This is a genomic window from Microbacterium sp. NPDC087592 (assembly GCF_044743585.1).
In the GTDB taxonomy this organism is placed as follows: domain Bacteria; phylum Actinomycetota; class Actinomycetes; order Actinomycetales; family Microbacteriaceae; genus Microbacterium.
This window is the reverse complement of sequence record NZ_JBIUWT010000001.1, coordinates 1,946,176-1,964,507: the sequence shown is the minus strand read 5'-3', so window position 1 is coordinate 1,964,507 and position 18,332 is coordinate 1,946,176. Positions and strand designations below refer to the sequence as shown.

23 protein-coding genes are annotated in these 18,332 nt (G+C 70.3%); 12 read left to right on the top strand and 11 right to left on the bottom strand.

Annotation, left to right across the window (positions count from 1 at the left end):
* Window positions 1–38: 38 nt before the first annotated feature.
* Window positions 39–719, bottom strand: a complete 681-nt coding sequence (locus tag ACIOTO_RS09310; protein ID WP_400857561.1) for a TrmH family RNA methyltransferase — start codon at window positions 717–719, stop codon at window positions 39–41.
* A 94-nt stretch (window positions 720–813) separates the two neighbouring features.
* Here ACIOTO_RS09310 and ACIOTO_RS09305 point away from each other — a divergent pair, with 94 nt between their 5' ends.
* Genes ACIOTO_RS09305 through ACIOTO_RS09280 form a run of 6 tightly spaced genes read left to right on the top strand, consistent with a single transcriptional unit; the run spans window position 814 to window position 4,660 of the window.
* On the top strand, window positions 814–2,082 hold the full coding sequence (locus ACIOTO_RS09305; RefSeq protein ID WP_400857559.1) for an Nramp family divalent metal transporter: 1,269 nt from the start codon (window positions 814–816) through the stop codon (window positions 2,080–2,082).
* A gap of 19 nt (window positions 2,083–2,101) precedes the next feature.
* Window positions 2,102–2,401 (top strand): hypothetical protein, encoded by a 300-nt coding sequence (locus tag ACIOTO_RS09300; RefSeq protein WP_372467535.1) that lies wholly within the window; start codon window positions 2,102–2,104, stop codon window positions 2,399–2,401.
* 14 nt (window positions 2,402–2,415) lie between these two features.
* Complete coding sequence (locus tag ACIOTO_RS09295) at window positions 2,416–3,048, top strand: metal-dependent transcriptional regulator (protein ID WP_400857557.1); 633 nt, start codon at window positions 2,416–2,418, stop codon at window positions 3,046–3,048.
* Between the two features lie 53 nt (window positions 3,049–3,101).
* Window positions 3,102–3,914, top strand: coding sequence for an HAD-IIA family hydrolase (locus tag ACIOTO_RS09290; protein WP_029261258.1), 813 nt, complete (start codon window positions 3,102–3,104; stop codon window positions 3,912–3,914).
* A 3-nt stretch (window positions 3,915–3,917) separates the two neighbouring features.
* Window positions 3,918–4,496, top strand: a complete 579-nt coding sequence (locus tag ACIOTO_RS09285) for a YdeI family protein (protein ID WP_400857556.1) — start codon at window positions 3,918–3,920, stop codon at window positions 4,494–4,496.
* On the top strand, window positions 4,493–4,660 hold the full coding sequence (locus ACIOTO_RS09280) for a hypothetical protein (RefSeq protein WP_181156300.1): 168 nt from the start codon (window positions 4,493–4,495) through the stop codon (window positions 4,658–4,660). The genes ACIOTO_RS09285 and ACIOTO_RS09280 overlap by 4 nt, the downstream gene beginning before the upstream one ends.
* A 20-nt stretch (window positions 4,661–4,680) precedes the next feature.
* Here ACIOTO_RS09280 and ACIOTO_RS09275 read toward each other — a convergent pair whose 3' ends face one another.
* From ACIOTO_RS09275 to ACIOTO_RS09240, 8 genes are all read right to left on the bottom strand, one after another.
* On the bottom strand, window positions 4,681–6,309 hold the full coding sequence (locus ACIOTO_RS09275; RefSeq protein ID WP_400857555.1) for an ABC transporter ATP-binding protein: 1,629 nt from the start codon (window positions 6,307–6,309) through the stop codon (window positions 4,681–4,683).
* Complete coding sequence (locus ACIOTO_RS09270; RefSeq protein ID WP_400857554.1) at window positions 6,306–7,421, bottom strand: serine hydrolase domain-containing protein; 1,116 nt, start codon at window positions 7,419–7,421, stop codon at window positions 6,306–6,308. Before ACIOTO_RS09270 ends, ACIOTO_RS09275 begins: the two co-directional genes overlap by 4 nt.
* The gene (locus tag ACIOTO_RS09265; RefSeq protein WP_400857553.1) at window positions 7,418–7,921 is read right to left on the bottom strand and encodes a GNAT family N-acetyltransferase; all 504 of its coding nucleotides are present in this window, start codon (window positions 7,919–7,921) and stop codon (window positions 7,418–7,420) included. Before ACIOTO_RS09265 ends, ACIOTO_RS09270 begins: the two co-directional genes overlap by 4 nt.
* Window positions 7,918–9,108: an anhydro-N-acetylmuramic acid kinase gene (locus tag ACIOTO_RS09260; protein WP_400857552.1), complete on the bottom strand. Its 1,191-nt coding sequence runs from the start codon at window positions 9,106–9,108 to the stop codon at window positions 7,918–7,920. The genes ACIOTO_RS09265 and ACIOTO_RS09260 overlap by 4 nt, the downstream gene beginning before the upstream one ends.
* Window positions 9,108–10,013, bottom strand: coding sequence for an N-acetylmuramic acid 6-phosphate etherase (gene murQ / locus ACIOTO_RS09255; RefSeq protein WP_400857551.1), 906 nt, complete (start codon window positions 10,011–10,013; stop codon window positions 9,108–9,110). The genes ACIOTO_RS09260 and murQ overlap by 1 nt, the downstream gene beginning before the upstream one ends.
* Window positions 10,010–10,897, bottom strand: a complete 888-nt coding sequence (locus tag ACIOTO_RS09250; protein WP_091031742.1) for an ABC transporter permease — start codon at window positions 10,895–10,897, stop codon at window positions 10,010–10,012. Before ACIOTO_RS09250 ends, murQ begins: the two co-directional genes overlap by 4 nt.
* A complete protein-coding gene (locus ACIOTO_RS09245; protein WP_372467545.1) occupies window positions 10,894–11,865 on the bottom strand; it encodes an ABC transporter permease in 972 nt (323 codons plus the stop codon). Before ACIOTO_RS09245 ends, ACIOTO_RS09250 begins: the two co-directional genes overlap by 4 nt.
* Before the next feature lie 66 nt (window positions 11,866–11,931).
* The gene (locus ACIOTO_RS09240) at window positions 11,932–13,479 is read right to left on the bottom strand and encodes an ABC transporter substrate-binding protein (protein ID WP_400857550.1); all 1,548 of its coding nucleotides are present in this window, start codon (window positions 13,477–13,479) and stop codon (window positions 11,932–11,934) included.
* Between the two features lie 166 nt (window positions 13,480–13,645).
* Here ACIOTO_RS09240 and ACIOTO_RS09235 point away from each other — a divergent pair, with 166 nt between their 5' ends.
* From ACIOTO_RS09235 to ACIOTO_RS09210, 6 genes are all read left to right on the top strand, one after another.
* Window positions 13,646–14,548 carry a MurR/RpiR family transcriptional regulator gene (locus tag ACIOTO_RS09235; RefSeq protein ID WP_400857549.1) on the top strand — a complete coding sequence of 301 codons (903 nt, stop codon included), beginning with the start codon at window positions 13,646–13,648 and terminating at the stop codon, window positions 14,546–14,548.
* Window positions 14,545–15,690 (top strand): MFS transporter, encoded by a 1,146-nt coding sequence (locus ACIOTO_RS09230; protein WP_400857548.1) that lies wholly within the window; start codon window positions 14,545–14,547, stop codon window positions 15,688–15,690. Before ACIOTO_RS09235 ends, ACIOTO_RS09230 begins: the two co-directional genes overlap by 4 nt.
* 120 nt (window positions 15,691–15,810) lie before the next feature.
* A complete protein-coding gene (locus tag ACIOTO_RS09225) occupies window positions 15,811–16,017 on the top strand; it encodes a hypothetical protein (protein ID WP_029261270.1) in 207 nt (68 codons plus the stop codon).
* A gap of 4 nt (window positions 16,018–16,021) precedes the next feature.
* Window positions 16,022–16,261, top strand: coding sequence for a hypothetical protein (locus ACIOTO_RS09220; protein WP_400857547.1), 240 nt, complete (start codon window positions 16,022–16,024; stop codon window positions 16,259–16,261).
* A 4-nt stretch (window positions 16,262–16,265) separates the two neighbouring features.
* Window positions 16,266–16,538, top strand: a complete 273-nt coding sequence (locus ACIOTO_RS09215) for a hypothetical protein (RefSeq protein ID WP_400857546.1) — start codon at window positions 16,266–16,268, stop codon at window positions 16,536–16,538.
* A gap of 4 nt (window positions 16,539–16,542) precedes the next feature.
* Window positions 16,543–16,845 (top strand): hypothetical protein, encoded by a 303-nt coding sequence (locus ACIOTO_RS09210; RefSeq protein WP_400857545.1) that lies wholly within the window; start codon window positions 16,543–16,545, stop codon window positions 16,843–16,845.
* Window positions 16,846–16,863: 18 nt separating this feature from the next.
* Here ACIOTO_RS09210 and ACIOTO_RS09205 read toward each other — a convergent pair whose 3' ends face one another.
* Both ACIOTO_RS09205 and pyrE read right to left on the bottom strand, forming a co-directional pair.
* Window positions 16,864–17,766 carry an ROK family protein gene (locus tag ACIOTO_RS09205; protein WP_400857543.1) on the bottom strand — a complete coding sequence of 301 codons (903 nt, stop codon included), beginning with the start codon at window positions 17,764–17,766 and terminating at the stop codon, window positions 16,864–16,866.
* On the bottom strand, window positions 17,763–18,323 hold the full coding sequence (gene pyrE, locus ACIOTO_RS09200) for an orotate phosphoribosyltransferase (RefSeq protein ID WP_029262822.1): 561 nt from the start codon (window positions 18,321–18,323) through the stop codon (window positions 17,763–17,765). The genes ACIOTO_RS09205 and pyrE overlap by 4 nt, the downstream gene beginning before the upstream one ends.
* Window positions 18,324–18,332 lie beyond the last annotated feature (9 nt).

The window sequence follows — 18,332 nt, the reverse complement described above, 5'->3', positions numbered from 1 at the left end:
CCCGCAGCCACCGCCTGTCGAGGGGTTTCCGGCGGCGCTCAGCCCGCGTATCTCCGGCACCACTCGTACATGATCACGGCGGCCGCGGCGCTGGCGTTGATCGAGCGCGTCGAGCCGTACTGGGTGATCTCGATGTGGGCGGATGCTGCGGCGAGCGCCTCGGCCGAGAGTCCGGGTCCTTCCTGACCGAACAGCAGCACGCAGCGCTGCGGGAGTTCGGCGCGATCCACGGGCACGGCACCCTCGACGTTGTCGACCGCGATGATCGGGAGGCCCTCCGCCGCAGCCCAGGCGGCGAAGGTCTCGACGTCTTCGTGGTGCACCACGTGCTGGTAGCGATCGGTGACCATCGCCCCGCGCTTGTTCCAGCGGCGGCGACCGATGATGTGCACGGTGTCGGCGAGGAACGCGTTGGCGCTGCGCACGATCGATCCGATGTTCATGTCGTGCTGCCAGTTCTCGATGGCGACGTGGAACGGATGCCGCTGCGTGTCGAGGTCGGCGACGATCGCCTCCATCCGCCAGTAGCGGTAGCGGTCGATCACGTTGCGGGTGTCGCCCGCCGCGAGGAGCTCGGGGTCGTACTGCTCCCCCTCGGGCCACGCATCCTCGCCTCCGGGCCAGGGGCCCACTCCATAGCCGGGCTGGGCAGTCGAGCCGCCGTGCGTCGGGCCCGCCGGAGTGTCGGCGTGCGAGGGGTCCGAAGCGGCATCATCCATCTCGCCAGGCTATCGCCGGAGCGAACATCCAAATATTTAGGTCCACCGAAAAATACGCTACGGTTTCGGTGTGCCTAAAAATTCTTCGCTCCCGATGACGACCCCGACCGCGTCCCCGGCCAGGGCCCCGCGCAGCCTGTGGCTGCTCGGTCCCGCCCTCGTCGCCGGCGTCGCGTACCTCGACCCCGGCAATGTCGCCAGCAACATGACCGCGGGGGCCCAGTACGGCTACCTGCTGGTGTGGGTCGTGCTCGCGGGCAACATCATGGCGTGGCTGATCCAGTACCTCTCCGCGAAGCTGGGCGTCGTCACCGGGCAGAGCCTGCCCGAGGTGCTGGGCGCGCGGTTGAAGCGACCGTGGGCCCGCCGCGCATACTGGCTGCAGGCCGAGCTGGTCGCCATGGCCACGGACCTGGCCGAGGTCATCGGCGGCGCGGTGGCCCTGAACCTGCTGTTCGACGTGCCGCTGCTGCTGGGCGGACTCATCACCGGCGCGGTCTCGATGATCCTGCTCACGGTGCAGAGCCGGCGCGGCGCCCGCCCGTTCGAGTTCGTGATCATCGGGCTCATGGTCATCATCACGGTCGGCTTCGTCGCCGGGGTCTTCGTCGCGCCGCCGGACCCGGCCGGGGTGCTCGGAGGAATGGTCCCGCGTTTCGAAGACACCGGCTCGGTACTGCTGGCCGCATCCATCCTCGGCGCGACGATCATGCCGCACGCGATCTACGCGCACTCCTCCCTCGCCCGTGACCGCTTCGGCGCCACGACCGCCCACGCCGGCGACGAGGCGGTGCGCACCGAGACCTCACGCATCCGCCGCCTGCTCACCGCCACCCGCTGGGACGTATCGATCGCGATGGTGATCGCCGGCTCCGTGAACCTCTGCATCCTGCTGCTCGCCGCCGCGAACCTCGCCGGCGTCGAGGGCACCGACTCGCTGGAGGGCGCGCACGCCGCTCTCGCCGCGGGGCTCGGCCCGGTCGTCGCGACGTTCTTCGCCGTCGGACTCCTCGCATCCGGACTGGCCTCGACCTCGGTGGGCGCCTATGCCGGGGCTGAGATCATGCACGGCCTGCTGCACGTACGCATCCCGCTGCTCGCCCGTCGCCTGGTCACGCTGATCCCCGCGCTCATCATCCTCGGCATCGGCTTCGATCCGACACTCGCCCTGGTGCTCAGCCAGGTGGTGCTCTCGTTCGGCATCCCCTTCGCCCTGATCCCGCTGGTCGTGCTCACCGCGCAGCGACGCACCCTCGGCGCCTGGGCCAATCGGCGCCGGACGACGGCCGCCGGCATCGTGGCCTCGGTGCTGCTGATAGCCCTCAACGGAGCGCTGCTCTGGCTCGTCCTGACGGGGGCCTGACCCGGATAGGCTCGACAGCATGTCTGCCGATAACGCCCGCCGCAACGTCCGCATCCTCACCTGGATCGGTCTCGCGACGGGCGTGATCGGCGGCCTGCTGATCGCGTTCCCGAAGGTCATCGGCCTCGGCAGCCCGTGGGTACAGCTGGCCCTGGGCATCGCCACTCTCGTGCTGGCTTTCCGCGCGCGCAAGATCGGCATCGCCGAGATCGAGGGGTTCGACGGCCGACTCTCCCTGGCCGCCGCCCTCCTCGGCTTCCTCGTCCTGTTCTTCGCGGGTCAGGCCGCGTACAGCCTGCTGGCCGCCGCGACGAGCTGACCTAAGCTGGTCCGGTGGCATCCCCTGCAGCTGACGACTATCTGAAGACCGTCTACGCGCACACCGAGTGGCAGGACGCACCGATCACTCCCTCGGTGCTCGCCGCGAAGCTCGGCATCGCCCCGTCCTCTGTCACCGAGATGGTGAAGAAGCTCGCCGCCGCGGGTCTCGTCTCGCACGTGCCCTACGGTGCGGTGCGGCTGACGGATGCCGGAACCCTGCGCGCGCTCGCGATGGTGCGCCGGCACCGCCTGATCGAGACCTGGCTGGTGCAGGAGTTCGACTACGGCTGGGACGAGGTGCACGACGAGGCCGAGGTGCTCGAGCACACCATCAGCGACCGGCTGCTGGAGGGCATCGACGCCCGACTGGGACGCCCGCGCTTCGACCCGCACGGCGATGCGATCCCCGATGCCGACGGTCACATCGAGCGCGAGCCCTTCGTGCTCCTCGCCGACGCGCCGGCCGGGCACGCGGGCCGGGTGCTGCGCGTCGACGACCGCGACCCCGAGCTGCTGCGATCTCTCGAGGCGCTGGGCCTGGCGGTCGCATCGACCGTCACGGTGACGGCATCCGGAGTGGAGATCGACGGCGCGCAGACGGCACTGCCCGACGGCGCGGCACAGGTCGTCTGGCTCAGCGCCTAGCTCCTCCGCAACACGGTCAGGTGCGCGTCGCCTGGGGCCTCTAGGCTGTGCACATGGCTCAACGTGACGACATCGAATGCTGGCTCACCGACATGGACGGCGTGCTCGTCCATGAGAACGACGCCATCCCCGGAGCATCCGAACTGCTCGCCGGTTGGGAGAGCGCGGGCATCCCGTACCTGGTGCTGACGAACAACTCGATCTTCACCGCTCGCGACCTGTCGGCTCGCCTGCGCACCAGCGGACTGCACGTGCCCGAGGAGCGCATCTGGACCTCGGCCCTCGCGACCGCCGACTTCCTGAAGCAGCAGCTCCCCGGGGGCTCTGCCTTCGTGATCGGCGAGGCCGGCATCCTCACCGCACTGCACGATGCGGGTTTCATCATGACCGAGACCAACCCCGATTTCGTGGTCGTGGGCGAGACGCGCAATTACTCGTTCGAGGCGATCACGAAGGCCATCCGCCTCATCATCGGCGGCGCGCGCTTCATCGTGACGAACCCGGATGCCACGGGCCCGAGCGCCGACGGACCGCTGCCCGCGACAGGCGCCATCGCCGCGCTCATCACGAAGGCCACCGGCAAGGAGCCGTACGTGGTCGGCAAGCCGAACCCGATGATGTTCCGCTCGGCGTTGAACAAGATCGGCGCGCACTCGAAGCGCACCGGCATGATCGGCGACCGCATGGACACCGACGTCGTCGCCGGCATCGAGGCGGGTCTGCACACGATCCTGGTGCTCACCGGTATCAGCGACCAGGCCGAGATCGAGAAGTACCCGTTCCGCCCGGATGAGATCGTGCAGTCGGTCGCCGACCTGCTCCCGCGGATCACCGAGACGATCACGACGGTCAAGATCAAGAAGTAGCCGATGGGCGCACTCGACGAGGGCGAACGACTCCGGGCGGCGGACGCCGCGGCCTGGCGCGCCTGGCTCGAGGCGAACCATGAGCGCGCGGCGGGCGTCTGGTTGCTGAGCGTGCGCGGCTCGTCCGACGGCGTCAGCTACGAGGATGCCGTGCGGCAGGCGCTGTGCTTCGGATGGATCGATGGCCCCGTGCGTGTCTTCGACGACGGGACCGAAGACCGCGCCAATGGGCAGTGGTTCTCCCCTCGCCGCCCCGGCAGCGGCTGGGCGGCGACGAACAAGGCGCGGATCGCGGAGCTCGAGGCCGAGGGGCTGCTCGCTCCGGCCGGCATCCGTGTGCTCGAGGTCGCGAAGGCGAACGGCTCGTGGACCGTGCTCGACGGCCCGGAAGCCGGGACCGAACCGGAGGAGTTCACCGCCGCCCTCGACGCGGTGCCCGCCGCGCGCGAGAACTGGGATGCATTCCCGAAGTCGGTCAAGAAGTTCGGTCTCACGCACATCGCGATGGCCAAGCGCCCGGAGACCCGGGCGGCCCGCATCGCGAAGATCGTGGCGGATGCCGCGGAGGGGAAACGCCCATGAATCAGAGCGACGTGCTGTTCCTGGTGGTCTTCCTGATCCTGCTCAGTTCGCTGACGGTGTTCGTCGTGCAGTTCGTGCGGTCCCGCCGCGGACGCGGTGGCTCGGACGACGGCCGCGCCGGCTGGTGGGAAGGCCCCTGGGACGACGACGACAAGTCCCGCTGACCCCGGAGCCTGCCACCTGGTCAGGACGCCAGCGACGCTCCGGGGATCGCGGCGAGGAGCTCGCGGGTGTAGGGATGCTGCGGGTCGTCGAAGATGCGCTCGGGGGTGCCGCTCTCGACCACGACGCCGCGCTGCATGACATGCACCTCGTCGGAGATCATCCGCACGACCGCGAGGTCGTGGCTGATGAACAGGTAGCTCAGGCCCAGGCGCTTCTGCAGGTCGGCGAGCAGGTCGAGGATCTGCGCCTGCACGAGCACGTCGAGCGCCGACACGGCCTCGTCGAGCACCACGAGTTCGGGTTCGAGCGCGAGCGCCCGGGCGATCGCGACGCGCTGGCGCTGACCGCCCGACAGCTCATGCGGCAGGCGCTCGGCCATCGCCGCGGGCAGGGCGACCTGCTCCAGCAGCTCGAGCACGCGGGCGTGACGGGTGGCCGCGGTGCCGATGCGGTGCACCCGCAGCGGCTCGGCGATCGACTGCTCGACCGTGTAGCGGGGGTCGAGCGAGGCGTAGGGGTTCTGGAACACCGGCTGCACACGGCGGCGCAGCGCGAACAGCTCCTTACGGCGGAGCGTGGTCAGGTCGAGCCCGTCGAACAGGATCGATCCCGACGTGGCGTCCTCGAGGCCGAGCACCATGTTCGCCGTGGTCGACTTGCCCGACCCCGACTCGCCCACGATCGAGACGGTCGTGCCGCGACGGATCTCGAAGCTCACCCCGTCGACCGCGGTGAACGTCTCGGGCTCGCCCGCCTTGGGAGACCGGAGGGCGAACTCCTTGCGGAGGTCGCGGATCTCGACGAACGGCGTCCCGGTGGCGGCCTCGCGCTGCGGCAGCGCATCGCGGCGGGAGGCGAGGCTCGGCGCCGCGGCGAGCAGCTGCTTCGTGTACTCGTGCTGCGGGTTGCCGAGTACCTCGGCCGAGGTGCCCTCCTCCACGATGTGACCGCGGAACATCACGACGATGCGGTCGGCGCGCTCGGCAGCGAGGGCCAGGTCGTGCGTGATGAGGAAAACGGCGGTGCCGAGGTCATCGGTGAGCGCATCGAGCTGGTCCAGGATGCGCCGCTGCACGGTCACGTCGAGGGCCGAGGTGGGCTCGTCGGCGATCAGCAGGCGCGGCTTGCAGGCGAGACCCATCGCGATCAGCACGCGCTGGCGCATACCGCCCGAGAACTCGTGCGGGTACTGGTGCGCCCGCTGCGCGGCATCCGCGATCCCCACCATCTCGAGCAGCTCGACGACCCGCGCCTTCGTGGCATCGCCGTGGGTGTGACCGTGCACCTCGAGCGCCTCGCCGATCTGCTCGCCCACGCGCATGAGCGGGTTGAGGTTCGACATAGGGTCCTGCGGCACGAGGCCGATCCCGGCACCGCGCAGGGAGACCATCGCGTTCTCGGGCAGATCGGTCAGCTCGCGCCCGTCGAAGCGGATGCTGCCGGCGGTGATCACCCCGTTCTCGGGCAACAGACGGTTGACCGCGGCGGCGGTGGTCGACTTGCCCGACCCGGACTCCCCGACGATCGCGACGGTCTCACCGGCGGCGACGTCGATGCTGATGTCGCTGATGGCGGTGACCAGCTCGGAACCGGTTCGGAAGGCGACGGCGAGGCCGCTGATGCTCAGCACGGGCTCGGTGGTGCTCATGGTGTTCTCGTTCCTTCGTTGTCGTCCAGGTCGTTGCCGCCCAGATCGTTGTCACCCAGGAGTGCGGGGAGCGCCGTGCGCCACAGCGCCTCGGTCGGCGCGGGTTCGGGGGCGAAGAGGCGGTTGCTCAACAGGACCGCGGCGGTGCCGGTGCCCGGCACCAATCCCAGCGCGCAGCCCGTGAAGCCCGGGTGCCAGAGCATCCGGGTCGGTCGGCCGCCGACCGCGACCGTGTCGCTGCGCCAGCCCAGCGCCTGCCCGGCGTCGGGTCCGTCGCGGAACAGGTCGGCTGTCGCATCCGGATGCCACAGCTCGGGATGCCGTTCGGGAGCGGCGAGCGCGGCACCCAGGGTGAGCAGGTCGTCGGCGGTGCTGAAGAGTCCGGCGTGGCCAGAGATGCCACCGGCGGCGTGGAAGCTGTTGCCGTCGTTCACGCTGCCTGTGATCTCGCCCTCGCGCCAGGCGAATGTGCGGTCGGCGGCGAGGATCGGATAGGGCTCACCGGTCGCGACCATGCGGCGTTCGGCGGCGTCACCGACCGACGACGAGGCGACGGGCGCGGTGACCGGGCCGTATCCGGTGCGGTCGAGCCCGAGGGGTACGGTCACGAGCTCGCGGACGGCGGCGTCCAGGGGCAGCCCGGTGACGGCGGCGATGACACGGCCGAGGAGCAGGAATCCGAGGTCGGAGTAGTGACGGCCCTCGTCGAGGCCGTAGCGGAGCGGGATCGCGTCGGCCGCGGCCGCGGGGTCGGCGGCGTGTGCGTGATCGAGGTAGAGCGGCTGCCACTCCCACAGACCCGCGCGGTGCTGCAGCAGGTGACGCACGGTCGTTCCCGGCGCACAGGACGTGCCGGGGACGAAGCGGTCGACCGGATCGTCGAAGCCCACCTCACCACGGCTGACGAGTCGCAGGATCGCGGTCGTGGTCGCGGCGACCTTCGACACCGAGGCGATGTCGAACGCGGTCTCGGTGGTCATCGGCGTTCCGGCGAGGTCGGCCAGGCCGCCCGCGGCGACGTCGCGCCCGGCGTCGGTGACGACACCCGCGACGGCGCCGCGCGGTGCGGAGTCCGTGGCGAGGACGGCGGCGACGGCTGCGGCGGCGGTCATGTCCACTCCCTGCGCATGCGCTGTTCGGGCTCGCCGAACTCCGGCTGGGTGCGGGTGGCTCCGTCGGGACGCCAGCCCTTCGACTCGTAGAACCCGATCGACGGCAGGTTCGCCGCGAACACCCACAGTGTCGCGGCCTCGGCCCCGGCATCCTGCAGCTCCGCGGATGCCCGCGCCAGCAGCGCTCCGCCGATCCCGCCCCCGTGGGCCCGCGGCGAGACGTACAGGGAGTGCACGGCGCCGTCGACCCGGTCGCCATCGCCGGGCGTCGCGGCGTACCGGGTGATCCCGACGATCTCGCCGTCGCGCTCGGCGACGAGCACGACGCCCACCGGATCGGCGAGCACCCGGCGCCACAGCGCCTCGGCCCGCTCATCCGTCATCGCGTCGATCGCCGCGTCGCGGAGCACACCCCGGTAGCTCTCCCGCCAGCACGCGAGGAACACCTCGAGCACCCCGGACAGGTCGTCCGGGGTGGCGGGGCGCACCTGGAGGCTCACGATGCCGAGGCCTCCGTGAGCACGAGGGAGTCGATGGAGGCGACGGGCTCGGGCATCTGCAGCGGGCCGACGCCCGGCGTGATGGTGCCCAGGATCCGCGGCTCGCGCGCACCGGTGCCGCCGGGGACGATCGCGGGAACGCCGTGCATCGTGGACCAGCCGATGAGCGCGAGGAGGATGGCCTCCTTGCTGTCGGCCGCGGCACCCAGCTCGTCGGCGAGCACGACCTCCGTCGAGGGCAGCGCGGCGCGCAGTCCGTCGAGGATCAGCGGGTTGCGGCATCCGCCGCCCGACACGGCGAGGAACCCGATGCCCGCGGCCTCCACGTCGCGCGCCACCGTGCGGACCGTGAGCTCGGTCAGGGTGCGCACGACATCGGCGACCGCGATCTCGCGGCCCTGCGCAGCCAGGTGCTCGTGCACGTAGCCGAGGTGGAAGTGCTCCTTGCCCGTGCTCTTGGGCGGGGTGAGGGCGTAGTACGGGTCTTCGAGCAGGGCTGCCAGCAGCGCCTCGTCGACCTGTCCGGTGCGGGCGATCGCGGCGTCGTCGTCGTAGCCGAGCGGGTTGAGCCCGTGCTCCACGATGACCGCGTCGACCAGCGCGTTCGCCGGGCCGATGTCGTACGCGACGAGGCCGTCCTGGCGCACCACCGTCATGTTCGAGATGCCGCCCAGGTTGAGGGCGGCGGAGACACCGGCGCGCGAGCGCAGCAGCAACTCGTCGAGGAACGACACCAGCGGGGCGCCGTGACCGCCGACCGTGATGTCGCGGATGCGGATGTCGGACACCACGGGAGCGCCGACTCTCTCGGCGATCCACGCGGGCTGCCCGATCTGCAGGGTGCCCCGCGCGTGCGCGCCGTCGACCCAGTGGTACACGGTCTGCCCGTGCGAGCACACCGCGTCGACCCCGCCGACCTCTGCCGCGATGTCGGCCGCGACCTCGGCGAACGCCTGTCCGATCAGGGTGTCGAGCTCGGCCACCTCGGCGAGCGTCGTCTGCGCGGGCGGGAGCGCCGCGATCAGTCGCGCCCGAAGCTCAGGGGCGTAAGGCACGCTCGTCGCCGCGAGCACGGTGCCGTGCAGATCCACACCGTGCGCGGTGAAGCCGCCGCTGGTCGTGAAGTCGACGACGGCGGCATCGATCCCGTCGTGCGAGGTGCCGGAGATCAGTCCGAGGATGCGCATCAGTTCTCCTCCAGTGCGGTGCGCAGCCGTCCGTCGGCGGCACCCAGTCGTGCGGTGGCCGCGGCGAGGTCCTCGCCGCGGCGGATCATGATCGACGCGAGCTTCACGTCGTAGGCGGCGGTCTCCAGCGCCGCCACCGCCGTGTCGCGGTCGGCGTCCGCGATGGTCTGCACCATCCGGATCGCCCGCTCGCGCAGCTTGTGGTTGGTGGCCTTCACATCCACCATCAGGTTGCCGTAGGCCTTGCCGCCCCGCACCATCGAGATGGTCGAGAACATGTTGAGCACGAGCTTCTGGGCAGTACCCGACTTGAGTCGCGTCGAGCCGGAGAGCACCTCGGGTCCGACCTCGACCTCGATGCCGTGCTCGGCCGCCGCGCTGAGTGCTGTGCCGACGTTGCACGACAGGCCGATGCTGAGCGCTCCGAGCTCGCGCGCCCGGCGGACGGCGGCGATCACATACGGCGTGCGTCCACTCGAGGCGATGCCGATCACGGTGTCGAGCGGGCCGATGCCGGCGGCGTCGATGGCCGAAGCCCCCGCCTCCGCGTCGTCTTCAGCCCCCTCGACGGGGTTCACGATCGCGCCCGGCCCTCCGGCCATGATCGCGAACACCAGCTCCGGCGGGGTGCTGAAGGTGGGCGGGCACTCCGAGGCGTCGAGCACGCCGATGCGGCCGGGGGTTCCGGCGCCGACGTAGACCAGGCGACCGCCTTGCGCCATGCGGGCGGCCGTGGCCTCGATCGCGGGGACGATCTGTCCGAGGGCGCGCTGTACGGCAGCCGGCACCGTGGCATCCGCCTCGTTCATGGTCTGCGCGAGTTCCGCCACGCTCATCAGGTCGAGCTCCGCGTAGCGGGGGTCGCTGGCCTCCGTGGCGAGTCCGCCGAGGTCCTCCGTGGTCATCGCTTTCCTCTGTTCCGGGGGTCGAGACTGTCGCGCAGGCCGTCGCCGAGCAGGTTCAGCCCGACCACGAGCAGCACCACGATCACACCGGGCGCGATCATCGTCCACGGGGCGATCGTGACGAGCGTGCGCGCCTCGAAGATCATCGAACCGAGCGAGGGCGCGGGCGGCGGGGTGCCGAGCCCGAGGAAGCTCAGCGAGGCCTCGGTGAGCACGGCCCAGGACAGCGAGAGCGTGACCTGCACGATGATGATCGACGTGATGTTCGGCAGCACGTGCCGGAACATGGTCGCCATGCGGCTCTGACCGGTGCTCTTGGCGGCCTTGACGTATTCGACCTCGCGCAGCGAGAGCACGGGGCCTCGGGTCACGCGAATGAAGATCGGCACGTAGACGATCGCGATGGCCACGGCGATGGTGAACCAGTTGCGCTCGAACACCGACGCCAGCGACAGGGCGAGCAGCAGCGGCGGGAAGGCGAACAGCACGTTGGTGACGGCCGTGATCGCACCATCGGAGAAGCCGCGGTAGAAGCCGGCGATGAGTCCGCACACGGTGCCGACCACGGTGGCGAAGGCCACGGCGACGACCGAGATCAGCGCCGAGTTCGCGACTCCTGCGGCGACGCGCGAGAACACGTCGCGCCCGAACTGGTCCGTCCCGAACCAGTGCACGGCCGACGGCGGCTGCAGGCGCGAGGGCGGATCCTGGGCGAGCGGGTCGAAGGGCAGCAGCCCGAACGCCGAGACGAGGCTGAGCACCGCGAGCAGCACGACGATGATGAGGCCGGTGAGCCCGCTGCGGCTGCGCAGCAGGAGGCGCACGCGCTCCCCGGTGCGCCCGCCGCCGGGGGCGAGGGCGGATGTCTGAGAGATGTCGGTCATGCGGCACGCACCCGAGGATCGATGACCCGGTAGAGCAGGTCGGTGAGCAGGTTGACGATGACGAAGGCGAGGGCGATCACGAGGACGGTGCTCTGCACGAGCGCGTACTCCTTCTGCTGGATGCCGAGCAGCACCTGTCGTCCGATGCCGGGGAGCGAGAAGATCTGCTCCACCACCACGGCGCCGCCGAGGAGGTAGCCGAACTGCAGGCCGGTCATCGTGACGATGGGGACCAGCGCGTTGCCGAGCACGTGCCGCACCTGCAGGCGGCGCGGCGGGACGCCCTTCGCCTTCGCGGTGCGGATGAAGTCGTTGGCGCGGATCTCGAGCACCGCGGTGCGGGTCGTGCGCATGATCGGCGCGGCGATGCCGAACCCGAGCACGATCGACGGCAGCAGCATCTGCTGGAGGTTGAGCAGCGGGTCCTCGAAGAGCGTGGCGTAGGCCTGACCGTTGGGGTTGAATCCGAACGACGAGGCGAGCACCGCCAGCAGTGCGGTGCCGAGCAGGAACGCCGGGATCGAGAGACCGGCGAGACCGACCACCTGGCCGAAGCCGTCACGGACCGAGTCGGGCTTCGACGCCGAGAGCATGCCGAGCGGGATGCCGATGGCGAGGGCGATCACGATCGAGAAGATCGCGAGCTCGAACGTGACGGGGAGGGCGGCGGCGGTCAGGTCGAGCACGCTGGTCTGCGCCCTGGACGAGAAGCCGAGGTTGCCGGTGAAGATGTTGCCGAGCCACGAGAAGAACTGCACGAAGAGCGGCTGGTCCAGGCCGTAGTAGGCCTCGAGGGCCGCGCGCTGCGAAGGCGTGAGGGCGGCTGCCTCGGTGCCGAGGCCGGAGCTGATCTGGTCGCCGGGGATGGCGCGCAGCATCAGGAAGACGAAGATGGCGACGCCGAGGAGCGTGCCGAGTGCTGCGAGGATGCGTCGCAGCACGCTGTTGCGGAGGAGCTGTCTGAACATGCGCGTGTGGGGGTGCCTGTCGTCGGGGAGGGAGGGGGCGCGGGCGTGCCGCGCCCCCTCGATCCGCTACTTGATGGAGGTGGTCCGCAGGTACTGCAGCGAGCCGTTCACCATGGGGACGAAGCCGTCGACGGTCGAGGCCGTCGCCGTGTAGGTGTAGCTCGTGAACAGCCAGATCCACGCGGCATTGTCCTCGAGGTTCTCGGAGACCTGCGCGTAGATGTCCTTGCGCTTCTCCGGGTCGGCCGTCTGGCGTCCCTCGGCGAACAGCGCGTCGAGCTCGGGCGAGGAGTAGCCGGCGACCTTGTTCAGGTTTCCGGTGCTGGTGAAGTAGCGGCCGTACATGCCGTCGGGGTCGGGACGACCGCCGTTGAGCGCGACAGCGGCGTCGAAGTCGGCCGCGATCCAGCGGTCGACGAAGGCACCGGACTCGAGGACCTCGATGTCGAGCGTGATCTTCGCATCGGCGAGCTGGGCCTTGAGGTTCTGCGCCTCGTTCACCGAGGTGGCGTACTCGCCCTGCGAGACGATCGTCTTGATGGTGACGCCGTCTTCCTTGCCCGCCTTCTTGAGGTAGTCGGCGGCCTTGTCGAGGTCACGCTCGGGGCACGGACGCGCCTCGGGGTCGGACTTGTACGCCGGAGAGGTGATCGGGCCGGTGACCTCGCCCTCGCCGAGGGCGGCGGTGTCGAGCACCTCCTGGCGGTCGATCGCGCACTGGATGGCGAGGCGCACGTTGACGTCGGTGAGGTCGCCGCGCGTGGCGTTCAGCTGCAGGGCGTGGTAGCTCAGCTGCGGGGTCGTGGCGACCTCGACGTTGGCACCCTCAGCGGTCTGCGCGACCAGCGGGTCGTCGAACACCGCGAGCTGCACGTTGCCGGACTGCATCGCCGAGACGATCGACGACTCGTCGGGGATCACCCGGAATTCGACGGTGTCGAGCAGTGCGGCGTCGCCCCAGTAGTCCTCGTTCTTGGCGAGCGTGATCGACTGGCTGGCCTTGCGGCTGTCGAGGATGAAGGGACCGGTGCCGTTCGGGGTCGTGTTGAGCGCCTCTTCGGTGTCGTCGGACGACAGCATGGCCATGTTGATCACGGCGAGGTTGGCGGGGAGAGCGGCGTCGGGAGCGCTCAGCGTGAGGGTGACGGTCGTCTCGTCCGTGGCCTCGACCGCGGTGACGGAGGCGAGGGAGCTGCTCGCGACGGCGGCGGTGGCCTCGGCGGCGATCGCGTCGAGCGAGTACTTGACGTCTTCGGAGCCGAACGTGGTGCCGTCGGCGAAGGTGACACCCTCCCGCAGGTGGAAGGTCACGGTGAGGCCGTCGTCGGAGACGTCCCAGGACTCGGCGAGGCCGGGCACGACGTTGAGGTCCTCGTCGAACTCGGTCAGCGTGCCGTACAGGTTCTGCAGCACGTTGACGGCCTGGAACTGCGTGGCCTTCCAGGGGAACAGGGTGTCCGGGTCGCTGGTGACGCCGATGACGAGGTCGCCGCCCGCCGCGCCCTCAGAGGACTCGGAGTTCGATGCCGGTGCGGAACAACCGGTGATCACGAGCGCCAATGCGGCGGCCGTGGCGGTGAGAGCGCCGAATGACGCTCGCCGTGCTGTGCTCATTGCAGATTCCTCCTGGCTGGGACGCGTCGCCGTGGCGTCGGGTCAGGCGCTGTTGCCTGCCGCCCCGTGAACGTCGTCGGTCTTGGTTGGTACCAAAAGTACACGAAGGTGACTACAGATGTAACAGAAGTTCCTCTACTGTTATGAACAGCGATCGGAGACCGCCATGTCCAATGAAGCTGCCCGCGAAGAAGCCGGCGCACACCCCGTCCTCGTCCGCATGCGCGCGATCCGTCCCGAGCTGCGTCCGAGCGAGCAGCGCATCGCCGACCTCTTCCTCGCCGACCCCGCGGGCACCGCGGGACTCTCGGTCGCCGAGCTCGCGCAGCGCTGCGACACCTCCACCACCTCGGTCGTGCGATTCTGCAAGCGGCTCGGCTACGAGCACGTGCGGGAGCTGCGCAACCACGTCCTGCGCGATGTGGAACGGGAGACCTTCGACACGGCAGCCCTCCCCGCCGTCTCCGGCGACATCGACCGCAACGACACCCTGGCCGACATCGTCGCCAAGGTCTCGCTCGCCGAGACGCTCTCCCTCGCCGACACCGCGAAGGTACTCGACACCGAATCGTTGCGCGCCTCGGTGGAAGCCATCACGTCGTCGACCAGGGTCGACATCTTCGGCGTGGGCGCGAGTTCCATCGTCGGGCTCGACCTGCAGCGCAAACTCACCCGTATCGGTCGCACGGCGCTGGACTGGTCCGACCCGCATGCCGCCTGGACCTCGGCGGCGACCCTCGGACCGGGGAACGTCGCCATCGCGGTGTCGCACAGCGGTGCCACCACCGACACGATCGAGTTCCTCCTGCTCGCCCGTCGGGCAGGCGCCACGACCATCGCGATCACCAACCACGCCGGGGCACCGCTGGCCGACCAGGCCGATATCGTGCTCACGACGGCCGCCCGCGAGACGGGGTTCCGCTCGGGTGCACTCGGCAGCCGGATCGCGCAGCTCATGGTGGTCGACTGCATCTTCATCGGCGTCGCCCAGTCGAACTACGACCGCTCGATGGAGGCGTTGCGTGACACTTTCGCCGCCGTGCACCGCGTGCGCACGGGCGGAGCGTGACGAACGCCGGGCGCGCACGGACAGGACTGTTCGCCGCATTCGCGGGGCTCGGCGTCACGGCGGCCTTCGTCCCGGCGATACTCCCCTCCGCCGAGCGGGCGATCGGCGGAGACCTCAGCGCCGCGGTCCCCGCCCTGTTCGCGGGGCTGCTGGTGGGCGTGCTGGTCTCCGGTCCGATCCTGATCCGCCGACCGCCCCAGACCACGCTCATCCTCGGCAGCGCGCTTCAGGCTGCCGCCATCATCACTGTGGCCGTCGCGGGTACTCCTGCGCTGTTCATCGCCGCAGCGGCCATCGCCGGTTTCGGTTTCGGGCTGGTCGAGGCCTCGGGTTCGGTGGCGGCGAAGTCTGTGGCGGTCGGGAGTGCGACGGGGCTGCTCAGCGCACTGCTGGGGACGGTCGCGGTGTGCGCTGCCGTCACGCCGCTGCTCGTCGCCCTCGGGTCGGACGTGCGCCCGGCTCTCGGCATCCTCGCGGTGGTGCCCCTCGTCACGATCGTGATGCTCGCCGGCCCGACTCCTGCGGCCTCCCTCGCCGAAGCTCCTGCGCATCGCGACGTGCGCGGGCTCCTCGTGCTGCTGCCGTTCGCGGCGGCGCTGCCGCTCTACGTCGGCGTCGAGACCGTGCTGTCGGGCTGGTCGGCCGTGATCCCGGAGCGGATCCTCGATGTCGATCCGGCTCTCGCCGCGCTCGGAACCTCGGCGTTCTGGACCCTGATGGCCGTCGGACGCTTCGGCGCGGCGGCCCTGCGTCGGGCCTCCGTCTCGCCGATCTGGATCCTCGCCACCGCGACGAGCGGAGCGGCCGTACTGATGGCCGCGGCCGGCATGCTGGTGGGGTCCGAGCCGGTGTGGGCGCTGGTCGCGCTGGCCGCGGTGGTCGTGCTCCTCGCTCCCAGCTACGGACTCATCCTGGGGCTCGCCCTCGACCGGCTGGATCCGGCTCGCAGCGCTGCCGTGACCGGTGCGCTCGTGGCCTGCGGCGCGGTCGGCGGCACGTTCGTCCCCACACTGATCCTGCTGGTCGGCCGCGACCCGGCATCGAGCACGACGTTCTTCGTGTCTGCTGCCCTCTGTGCGCTCGTGCCGGTGCTGGTGCTGATCGCGGCGCGATCCCGCGTCACGGCACCGACGACCGACTGACTTCCCCTCCCCCTTTCCGGGTATCGAAGACCTTTCCACGGATGCCGGAATACCGCAGGTCGCCTCGGCAGATGCGGCGTAACGTCGATTCTGAACCCGCCCGCGTCAAGGGGAGCCCCGTTGTCCACTGAAGTCCTCGCGATCATCATCAGCGCCGTCGGCGTCGTACTCACCCTGGGCACCAGCCTCTTCGCCGCCGGCGCCTGGATGATCCGCCGCTTCGACGACCGCATCGACGCGATCGCCGCCGACGTCACCGACCTGAAGATCTCCGTCGCCCGCCTCGAAGGCCCGCCGCGGCACCTCATCACCGCGGGAAGAGGATGACCCCGTGACCACGGAGACCCTCACCATCGTCATCAGCGCGATCGGCATCGTGCTCATCCTCGGCGCCAGCCTCTTCGCAGCCGGCGCGTGGATGATCCACCGCATCGGCGACCGCATCGACGCCGTCGACGAGAAACTCAGCACCCGGATCGACGCGGTCGCCGCCGACGTCACCGACCTGAAGATCTCCGTCGCCCGGCTCGAAGGCCCGCCGCGGCATCTCATCACCGCGGGAAGAGGATGACCTCGTGACCACGGAGACCTGGACGATCGTCATCAGTGCCGTCGGCATCGTGCTCACCCTCGGCGCCAGCCTCTTCGCCGCCGGCGCGTGGATGATCCGCCGCATCGACGACCGCATCGACGCCGTCGACGAGAAACTCAGCACCCGCATCGATGCGGTCGACGAGAAGCTCAGCTCTCGGATCGACGCGGTCGCCGCCGACGTCACCGACCTGAAGATCTCGGTGGCCCGCCTCGAAGGACCGCCACGGCACCTGCTCACGGCAGGGAGGGGATAACACCGTGACCACGGAGACTTGGACCATCGTCGTCAGCGCGATCGGCATCGTACTCACCCTCGGCGCGAGCCTTTTCGCCGCCGGCGCGTGGATGATCCGCCGCATCGACGACCGCATCGACGCCGTCGACGAGAAACTCAGCACCCGCATCGACGCCGTCGACGAGAAACTCAGCACCCGCATCGATGCCATCGACGAGAAGCTCAGCTCTCGGATCGACGCGGTCGCCGCCGACGTCACCGACCTGAAGATCTCCGTCGCCCGCCTCGAAGGACCGCCGCGGCACCTGCTCACGGCGAGTCGCTGAGCAGCGTTCCGGTACGACCTACCGCAGCACGAGGGCGGCGGCGCCGATGAGGGGCCCTTCGTCACCCAGCCCCGAGCGCACCACGCGGGTGCGCCGGGAGTATTCGTGCACGGCGCTGGCGGTGAGGGCCTGCTGCACGAGGTCGATGTAGTCCGCAGACACCCGCGAGAAACCGCCGCCGATGGCGACCACGTCGAGGTCGACCAGGGTCGCGGCGTCCGCGAGCGCTTCCCCGACAGCTCGGGCCGAGCGCTCGATCGCCGAGCGAGCGACGGTGTCGCCGGCCGCTGCGTCGCGCGCGAGGTCTTCGCCCGTGGTGCCGGTCCAGCCCTGCTCCTGCGCCCAGGACGCACTCGCCGGCCCGGAGGCGATCTCTTCAAGCGTCAGCCCGCCCTCACGACGCACCTGTCCGAGGTGTCCGGCGTTGCCTGTCGCACCGGGGATGTACGACCCGTTCGCGACGAAGCCGCCGCCGACGCCGGTCGAGACGACGATCGATAGCGACGCACCGGCACCCTGCGTCGCCCCGAGCCAGGATTCGGCGAGCGCGAGTGCACCGCCATCGTGGCCGAGGACGGTGCGCACGTCGCGCCCCATGACCGTGGATGCTGCGGCGCGAACTGCCTCAGCGAGCGCGAAGCCGCGCGCGAGCGGCATGTTGACCGGCATGATCGTGCCGAGGGTCCGGTCGACGGGGCCGGCGCTCCCCGCGCCCGCGCCGACGAGCTCGGCATCCGCGGGCAGGGCGGCGAGCGCGTGCTCGACGATCGCGATGACGGCGGCGTTCAACGACTCGACCGTGGCTTCACGCCCGGTCGCCTGCCGGCTGCGGCTGCCCGTGACGAGCACACCGTCCTCCGCGACGAGCGCGGCCTCCATCTTCGTGCCGCCGACGTCGACGGCCAGTGCGTAGCGCGTCACTGGGGGTCGAGCCCGAGGTCGTCGAGGTCGAAGGCGGCGCGCCATTCGAGCCCCTCGGCTTCGATGGCGGCCTGCGCGCCGGTCTTGCGGTCGACGATCACGGCGACGGCGACGATCTCGGCGCCTTCCTTGCGCAGAGCTTCGACGGCCTTGAGCGCCGACTGGCCGGTGGTCGAGGTGTCTTCGAGCACGACGACCCGCTTGCCCTTGACGTCGGCCCCTTCGATCTGGCGGCCGCGGCCGTGGTCCTTCGGCTCCTTGCGCACGACGAACGCGTCGAGCGGGCGATCGGTGGCGACCGAGGCGTGCAGCACGGAGTTCGCGATCGGGTCGGCGCCGAGCGTGAGGCCTCCGACGGCCACGACGTCGAGGTCGCCGATCAGGTCGAGCATGATCCGGCCGATCGCGGGGGCGGCGCGGTGGTCCAGGGTGAGCTTGCGCATGTCGACGTAGTACGTCGCCTTCTTGCCGCTGGAGAGGGTGAAGTCGCCGTGGAACACCGCCTCGTCCTTGATCAGGTCGAGGAGGGTCTGGCGGTCTGCGTCGAGTGCGGTCACGGCATCCAG